The sequence below is a fragment of the Rhodopirellula sp. JB055 genome (assembly GCF_043100905.1).
Taxonomy (GTDB): domain Bacteria; phylum Planctomycetota; class Planctomycetia; order Pirellulales; family Pirellulaceae; genus Rhodopirellula.
Genome location: NZ_JBICHO010000290.1, coordinates 1 through 4922, shown reverse-complemented (window position 1 = coordinate 4922; position 4922 = coordinate 1). Strand labels below are relative to the sequence as shown.

4 protein-coding genes are annotated in these 4922 nt (G+C 57.3%); 2 read left to right on the top strand and 2 right to left on the bottom strand.

What is annotated here, in order from left to right; all coding sequences use genetic code 11:
• Nucleotides 1-440: 440 nt before the first annotated feature.
• Complete coding sequence (locus tag ACF8AM_RS11590) at nucleotides 441-2198, top strand: FAD-dependent oxidoreductase (protein ID WP_392555786.1); 1758 nt, start codon at nucleotides 441-443, stop codon at nucleotides 2196-2198.
• A gap of 41 nt (nucleotides 2199-2239) precedes the next feature.
• A complete protein-coding gene (locus ACF8AM_RS11585) occupies nucleotides 2240-3685 on the top strand; it encodes a BNR-4 repeat-containing protein (protein WP_392555784.1) in 1446 nt (481 codons plus the stop codon).
• A 207-nt stretch (nucleotides 3686-3892) separates the two neighbouring features.
• Here ACF8AM_RS11585 and ACF8AM_RS11580 read toward each other — a convergent pair whose 3' ends face one another.
• Nucleotides 3893-4180: a S1 RNA-binding domain-containing protein gene (locus tag ACF8AM_RS11580; RefSeq protein WP_392555785.1), complete on the bottom strand. Its 288-nt coding sequence runs from the start codon at nucleotides 4178-4180 to the stop codon at nucleotides 3893-3895.
• A gap of 228 nt (nucleotides 4181-4408) precedes the next feature.
• On the bottom strand, nucleotides 4409-4693 hold the full coding sequence (locus ACF8AM_RS11575) for a hypothetical protein (protein ID WP_392555783.1): 285 nt from the start codon (nucleotides 4691-4693) through the stop codon (nucleotides 4409-4411).
• Nucleotides 4694-4922: the final 229 nt, after the last annotated feature.

The following is a 4922-nucleotide window of genomic DNA, read 5'->3' as shown; positions in this document are numbered from 1 at the left end:
GAGCGGTTCTCCGTGTCGTGCCGTGAAAGCCAAGCCGGAAAACTCCTCGCGCAGCCCGGACAAATACCTGCAGAAGCCTGGCTTGTCTGGGCTGTGCGAAACGAAGACGCGGTCCAGTATTCAGCAGCCTCCATTCGCATGAAATCGAGCTGCAGTGAATCATCCGCGGCTGATCTGCCGTGGCACGTGGCCCGCCGTGTCGAGTTGGCTCTCATGCGACCCAGGAGGTTTCGCTCTGCCGAGTGCCCACGAACAACCCTTGGGGAATTCGTTGCAGGCCAGTGCCGGCTCCCCTAACAGGTTATGATGCTCGGTTTTCTCACCGGGCCTTTTTGTGGAGTTTCAACATGATTCGTTTGACGTGGCTGGTCGGGGCCATGATCTTGTTCACCGGCTTCAAGGCACCTCCAGCGGTCGCTGTCGATCGCAAAGTCGATGTCATGGTGTACGGAGCCACACCGGCTGGCATTGCTGCGGCGGTGGCAGCCAGCAAATCCGGCCAGTCGGTCCTGTTGGTCGAACCCACCCAACGCGTCGGTGGCTTGGTGACCAGCGGATTGTCTCATACCGACTTTCATTCCCTGGAAAGCCTCAGCGGAGCGTTCCTTGATTTTGCGAATCGCGTTGAAAATCACTATGCAGAAACCTATGGCGTCGACTCGCCGCAGGTGAAGGCTTCGTATCACGGCACGTTCGGCGAACCCAAAGTCAACCTCGCGATCTTCCATGCCTTGTTGGATAGACAACCCAGCATCGAACTGATCCACCAACACACACTCACGGCGTTGAGCCTGACTGAAGCGGAACCACACAATCACATCGAATCAGCAACCTTGGTCGATCCGCAAGGCAAAACGCAAACGGTTCGTGCCGAAGTGTTCATCGACGGCAGCTATGAAGGGGATTTGATGGCCATGGCAGGAGTCCCATGGCGAGCCGGCCGGGAGGGACGTGATGTTCATGGCGAATCGCTGGCACCGGAAACCGCGGACGATCAACTGCAAGCGTACAACTTCCGTTTCATCATGACCCAAGATGAAACCAACCGGGTGACGCCCGTTGCTCCGCCTGGTTATCGACGCGAAGATTTCCTGGGCGTGCTGGATGCAATTGAGTCGGACAAAATCCAACGTGTCTTCGACTATCCGAGCAAGTGTATTTTCAAGGCTCATCTGCCCGTGCTGCCGGGCGGCAAGTACGACATCAACGACGTTTCGCGAGGCTTGGTGCGATTGTCATTGCCCGGCAAAAACCTCGGTTGGCCAGACGGCACTTCAGAAGAACGTCGAGCGATCTATGCCGAACACCTGAGTGACCAAGTCGGCCTGCTGTACTTTCTGCAAAACGATCCGGAGGTTCCCGAAACGTTTCGCGAAGAAGCCAAACGATGGGGATGGTGCCGGGACGAATTCCTGGACACCGATCATTTGCCGCCGCAACTGTATGTACGCGAAGCCCGCCGCATGCAGGGCGTCCACGTTTACACTCAGGCGGACAGCGAGTACGCGGCGGAAGGCACTCGGGCGAAGTTTCACGCCGACTCGATCGCAATGGCGGACTACGGAAACAACTGCCACGGCACCCACCATGAAGGCCCTCGATTCGGCGGCAAACACAGCGGTGAGTTCTACAACCCGGTGCCGCCGTATCAGATCCCCTATGGAGTCTTGCTACCCAAGGAGGTCGACAATTTGTTGGTGCCGGGTGCCGTGTCGTCATCGCACGTTGGCTTCTGTGCCTTGCGTTTGGAACCGGTGTGGATGTCGCTGGGACAAGCCTCTGGGCACGCAGCGGCTCTTGCCGTGCAGCATGGCCAGCCCGCGCAACAGGTCGACGTCGCGACGCTGCAGCGTCAACTGCACGCGGATGGTTCCGCCACCACCTATGTCAGTGATGTCTTGCCGGACTCACCTGACTTCGTCGCCGTCCAGTGGTGGGGCGCCGCTGGAGGCTTGCTAAAACTCTATCCGGAAGAGACACCACGAAAACCACGTGGAAAGAGACTGCACGGGCAGTACAGCGAGGCCGCGCCGTGGCACGCAGTCGAACTGGACAAAACGCTGGACGCCGAACTGGAACAACGCTGGCGAGCTTTGGCTGAGTCGATCGGCGTGCCACCCGACGTTCTCCCGAAGGCAAACGGCACCACCACGCGAGGCGAGTTCATCCGCGCCGCGGCAGCGGCCGCGCGTGAATAGCCAACCGCCTCCCCACCAACATCCCCACCTAAGAAAGCACCATGAATCCCCAACTCGGACTGCCCTCGTTGCTGATCGCAATGGCTTCGCTCGTTTGCAATGTTGCCAGAGCGGATGAACCGGTGACGCTGAATCAAAAGGCCGATGGCTATCGAGGCATTTGGTACATGAACCAACCGTCCGGCGACGAGTACGTATACAAGTACAGCGGCGGATTGGGAACTTACTGCGCCAAGCACAAACCGTTTGCGATCCACTGCAAGGAGGTCAATCAAACGTTTTTCTGCTTCGGAGGTGCAACGGCAGACGACAGCCGCAAGTTGCTTCACATGGTTTCGTACTACGACCATGAAACGAACACCGTTCCCCGCCCCACGATCCTGCTGGACAAACAAACGGACGACGCCCATGACAACCCTGTGATTTCCATCGACGACGAAGGCCACCTTTGGATCTTCTCAACGTCACATGGACAATCGCGTCCCTCCTACATCCATCGCAGCAAACGCCCCTTCGACATCGCCGAGTTTGAACTGGTGGAAGCGACCCGAGCCGATGGAGACGGTCGCACGCCGATCACCAACTTTTCCTACATGCAGATGTGGCACTCGGACGAAGGCTTCCAAGGCTTCTTCACCCGCTACAAATACCCTGCCGCTCGCACCATCTGCTTCATGACCAGCCCAGACGGACGCGAATGGAGCGAGTGGCAGCGTCTGGCGGCAATTGGGCAAGGTCACTACCAGGTCAGTGGCATCGGCGCGACCAAAGCAGGATCGATGTTCAACTATCATCCGCAAGGCAAAGGCCTCAACTGGCGGACCAACCTGTACTACATCGAAACGCCGGACAACGGCCGAACCTGGACAACGGCAGAAGGAAACAAGCTCTCATTGCCGCTGAAAGAGGTCCACAACGAGGCTTTGATCCATGACTACGAAGCCGAAGGTCTGAACGTCTACTTGAAAGACCTGCGCTATGACACAAACGATCATCCCGTGTTGCTTTACATCACCAGCAAGGGTTACGAGTCCGGCCCAAAGAACGACCCCCGCACGTGGATGCTGGCACGTTGGACGGGGAGCGAATGGAAACGTTCGCCGATCACCACCTCGGACAACAACTACGACATGGGAGAACTTTGGATGTTGGCCGATAACGACTGGCGTGTGATTGGCCCGACCGAATCCGGTCCCCAACCGTACAACCCAGGGGGCGAAGTCGCGATGTGGAAGAGCAACGACCAAGGAGCCACTTGGACCAAGATGCGGCAACTGACCCAAGGCAGCGAGATGAACCATACCTACGTCCGCCGTGCCCTTCACGCACACCCTGACTTCTTCGCCATCTGGGCCGATGGCCACGGACGAAAACCGTCGCACTCCCACCTGTACTTCTCTAGCGCCGCCGGTGACGTGTTCCAACTCCCACGGAACATGGCGTCCGAAACGGCCCAACCAGCCCGGGTCGAACTGAAGTTCAAATGAAGCTCTTCGTAAAAGCAAGCCGCCGCGGACAAAACCACCAGTGGTCTATCACGACTTGTTTTCAGAGCAGTGGACGATCAACCGCCACTTTTAGCTTTGACAGACCACGAGGGAACATTCACCGGAGTGTCCCCACCGCAAAGCGACTCGCCATGAACAAGAATTTGGGTTCAGGCTCGTACCTCGCTGAGCCCAAATCCTAAATCGTTAGCGGACACCGCGCTCTGGACGAGTCCAAGATTGGGAGTCGACGTCATAGGTCTGATTTTGGGTTAACGCAATTTTGTGGTCGTCCCACGCGATGTAACGAATTCGGGCGGTCACAGAATCGCCAACCAACGGGTATTCGTCAAAGTCGTACGAGTGAACGTGGGCGTCGGTAAATTCGGGTACAAGCAGGAGCGCTGCAGCGTTGGAGCCGAAGCCAATGTCGAGAAACAAGCCAAACGGCTTGCGGCATATCACCACGCCGGTCACCGTATCACCCTCCGCGATCTCAGTACGTAGACGCAGCCAAAGGTCGTCGTCGTTGCTTGGGGCGGGTATGGAACCGTTGGAATCTTCGATGACTTGTGTCCGCTAACGGACGGTTTTTACGACACCGCCCTGAACGAAGCGAGCGATGCCTGAACTACATGAAATTGTACCAAGGCCAGCCAGCGTGACCAGCCAAGGAAGGTGTGCCGCAGGCCTAGCGTAAAACCCATGTTGTACGCCGTTGCGTCAGGTATCGACCGACCAAATTTGAGAGCCAATTGGGACATCGGACTTTGAGATGCCCTGCGGGACGAGAAATGCGAAAATGCGTTCGGGCGACCACGGGTCACAATGTTCGATACCAACAACCGACGTGGCCAGATCATCGGCGGAGTCACGGCGAATCGTAATAGGGTCACCAATCCGGACGACGACATCACCGAGTGTTGCGAACGTCTTGTTTGTCGCAATCACGAGACCACGCCCCGAAATGTCAAAAGTCTCCGCGACATCGAACATGTGAAAAGACATGAAGAACCGAGAACCTGAGGCGTACAACGAGTTTCTGGACGACAGGGTGTCGTACATGCTTGGAAATGGGGGAAAACGGGTGTTGATTTTAGCTGAAGGGGGTTCGGTCTGTAGCACCGAGCGACCGAGCGACCGAGCGACCGAGCGACCGGACGAGTGTGCGGGGACGCGGTGTTGCGTTCGCTGCGACAGAGGCACGAGTGTGATAAGCGGTGTTTTTCACACTGAA